Origin of the sequence: Mesorhizobium sp. M0244 (assembly GCF_040321795.1) — a bacterium.
In the GTDB taxonomy this organism is placed as follows: Bacteria; Pseudomonadota; Alphaproteobacteria; order Rhizobiales; family Rhizobiaceae; genus Mesorhizobium.
Window position 1 is genome coordinate 1 of the sequence record NZ_JAMYSE010000197.1, and the last position, 2,059, is coordinate 2,059.

Sequence of the window (2,059 nt, forward strand, 5' to 3'; positions counted from 1 at the left end):
TGCGAGTTCTCCGCCCGGTCGTTGGGGCCCTTGTGGCTCCAGTGTACGACTTCCGGCATGACCTGGCGCCTGGCTACTCCGCAGGATCGCAGTTTGTCTGGACTGTCAGGAATTCTGTGCGCGAGGTCATGATGATGGAAAGGAGAGAATCATCACATGGCTATCGAGAAGGAACTTCTGGACCAGCTGCTTGCGGGCCGCGATCCGAATGAGGTGTTTGCCAAGGACGGGTTGCTGGACGACCTGAAGAAGGCGCTGTCGGAGCGGATATTGAAGGCCGAGCTTGACGAGCACCTCAAGGACGAACGCGCCGAGGGCGGCGCCAATCGACGCAACGGCCATTCGACGAAGACGGTGCTGACCGGCACATCGAAGATGACGCTGTCGATTCCGCGCGACCGGGCGGGAACCTTCGACCCGAAGCTGATCGCCAGGTATCAGCGCCGCTTTCCCGATTTCGACGCCAAGATCGTGTCAATGTATGCACGCGGCATGAGCGTGCGCGAGATCCGCGGCCATCTGGACTATGCGATGGCCCCACAGCCGACGTTTGTTCCCAAGGCGGAACCGGAAAATCACGTCTGCATAACGCTCGATTTCAACCATTCGATATTGGGCTTCGTCGCAAATCTCTGCCGTGTCCATGTTGTGATACATCTTATGGCCGGAATCCGAGGATGGGCGGTCAATCTCCCCCCAAGTCAGCTTGGCCCATTCAGCTAGTTTTGGAAGAATAAGGCCGTCCCAATCGCCATCGGACCAATCCCGAGGGACACCCCATGACCACGAATGTTTCCGATCCGGTTTCTCGCATGTCAAAGTCATTTTCGTAGAGAACACGGACCCAGCCTGTGCGAACCTGCTTTTCGTCGGCGATACCCACGCCTAATCGAACGCCACCAATCGGGATTCTCTCCCGAAGGCGCACAGATTTTTCCTGCTCTTTGAGTTTCGCCTCTACGTCCCGAGCAATGCGCGCTTCACGCCTCGACGACAAAATCAAGAAAAATATTCCGGAAATTATTCGGAGCGGTGCCGCCAGCGACTTTCCGCCGCCTTCTTCGCGATCTCGGCCCGCCGCTCTGGCGTCATGTTCTCGGCGCGCTTCTTTCCGCCCTTCGCACCGAGTGCCTTCGCGGCAGGGTCTTTGCCGTCGTCAATCAGGTCGTCGGCTTCCTCCCAGTCGCAATGCGCATGACGCGGACGGCATTGCCGATCACGTCGGCGGGGCGCTTCTGGCCTTTAGGCATTCCTAGTTCTCCGCATGGCTAAAAACGACAGTTCCATCGTCCTTGCGAACTTCAACGGATACGATCCCATCGTCGCCCTTTCGAGTCTGGAACATGGAGATTGCATGGTCTTTCGCGGCCTTCTCGGAGTCGAAAAACTCCTTGTCCACAATGCTCTGTCTTCCGTACCAGATGACAGTGTAGGCCATTGTTGCTCCCATGCTTTGCGCTAAGCATAGGCGCTTTCGCCTAGAGGATCAAAACGCGATAGGCGTTTCCGCATTATTTCAAACTGAGACACTACCCGAAGCCGGCATGAAGGCGCTGGAGGAGTTCGAGGTCGGCTTCTGGCGCCAGCGATATCCTGCGATCACTCAGAGCTGGCGGCGCAACTGGCAACACGTCGTGCCATTCTTCGCCTATCCCGAAAGCGTGCGCCGCATCATCTACACGACGGATGACATCGACAAGCCTGATTTCGAAGCTGCGCCGCGCCGTTCGAACACGTGGACACTTCCCCAACGACGACGCGGCCATGAAGCTGCTATATCTGGTCTTGAACCATGCGGCCGAGGAATGGAAACGACCGCCGCGCGAATGGTTCGAGGCAAAGGTCCAGTTCGCCGTCGTCTTCGGCGAAAGGTTCGTCAGCCAATGACGAAACCGGCCTCGCGCACAGAATCCTGACAGTCCCCAGTTTGTCCGCGTCGAAACCATTGTCGAAGTTACCCGGCCCGATGGCGGAGTGTTGCGGATTGCGCGATCCAAGGACCGGTCCGTCCAACAAGTTGAGCGGAAGCCATCTCAAAAACGGTCCAGGCTGTGCGTCG

General features: G+C 57.7%; 1 protein-coding gene and 3 pseudogenes. 2 read left to right on the top strand and 2 right to left on the bottom strand.

Annotation, left to right across the window (positions count from 1 at the left end; all coding sequences use genetic code 11):
- A pseudogene (locus NKJ08_RS38515) lies at positions 1-98 on the bottom strand (IS6 family transposase); the annotation flags it as partial.
- Between the two features lie 58 nt (positions 99-156).
- On the opposite strand from NKJ08_RS38515, the pseudogene NKJ08_RS38520 reads away from it, so the two are divergent.
- A pseudogene (locus NKJ08_RS38520) lies at positions 157-525 on the top strand (transposase); the annotation flags it as partial.
- A gap of 727 nt (positions 526-1,252) precedes the next feature.
- Here NKJ08_RS38520 and NKJ08_RS38525 read toward each other — a convergent pair.
- Positions 1,253-1,438 carry a hypothetical protein gene (locus NKJ08_RS38525; RefSeq protein WP_352450409.1) on the bottom strand — a complete coding sequence of 62 codons (186 nt, stop codon included), beginning with the start codon at positions 1,436-1,438 and terminating at the stop codon, positions 1,253-1,255.
- Positions 1,439-1,535: 97 nt separating this feature from the next.
- Between NKJ08_RS38525 and NKJ08_RS38530 the strand changes: the two are divergent.
- Positions 1,536-1,887, top strand: a pseudogene (locus NKJ08_RS38530) (transposase); the annotation flags it as partial.
- Positions 1,888-2,059 lie beyond the last annotated feature (172 nt).

What these genes read in the sequence shown, in the direction of transcription:
- NKJ08_RS38525 (WP_352450409.1), bottom strand. Translation starts at nt 1,438, where the DNA reads ATGGCCTACACTGTCATCTGGTACGGAAGACAGAGCATTGTGGACAAG.